Origin of the sequence: Neobacillus solisequens (assembly GCF_051233465.1) — a bacterium.
Taxonomy (GTDB): Bacteria; Bacillota; Bacilli; order Bacillales; family Cytobacillaceae; genus Neobacillus.
In genome coordinates this window covers 1-712 of record NZ_JBKFGJ010000047.1, presented here as the reverse complement: position 1 = coordinate 712, position 712 = coordinate 1, and the positions used below count along the sequence as shown (strand labels likewise).

Below are 712 nucleotides of genomic sequence, written 5' to 3'. Positions count from 1 at the left end.
TCGGAAATCTCCGGATCAAAGCTTACTTACAGCTCCCCGAAGCATATCGGTGTTAGTCCCGTCCTTCATCGGCTCCTAGTGCCAAGGCATCCACCGTGCGCCCTTTCTAACTTAACCTAAAAGGTTTGTTTCTCTAAAAAATTAGAGAGAAAAACTAAAATGGCGATTCTCGGTTTTTACTTGGTTTCTTCATACGATTATCTAGTTTTCAAAGAACGAAAGTTCTGAGAGATTGAACTCTCAAAACTAAACAAACAAGAAACAATCAACATTTTGTCTGGCTCTCATGTCCAGCTTATATCCTTAGAAAGGAGGTGATCCAGCCGCACCTTCCGATACGGCTACCTTGTTACGACTTCACCCCAATCATCTGTCCCACCTTAGGCGGCTGGCTCCTTACGGTTACCCCACCGACTTCGGGTGTTACAAACTCTCGTGGTGTGACGGGCGGTGTGTACAAGGCCCGGGAACGTATTCACCGCGGCATGCTGATCCGCGATTACTAGCGATTCCAGCTTCATGTAGGCGAGTTGCAGCCTACAATCCGAACTGAGAATGGTTTTATGGGATTGGCTTAACCTCGCGGTTTTGCAGCCCTTTGTACCATCCATTGTAGCACGTGTGTAGCCCAGGTCATAAGGGGCATGATGATTTGACGTCATCCCCACCTTCCTCCGGTTTGTCACCGGCAGTCACCTTAGAGTGCCCAACT

The 712-nt window shown here is 48.2% G+C and carries 2 rRNA genes; both read right to left on the bottom strand.

Going from position 1 to position 712, the window contains the following annotated elements:
- Positions 1-117 (bottom strand): 23S ribosomal RNA (locus ACI3K6_RS23460); the annotation flags it as partial.
- Positions 118-307: 190 nt separating this feature from the next.
- Positions 308-712 (bottom strand): 16S ribosomal RNA (locus ACI3K6_RS23455); the annotation flags it as partial.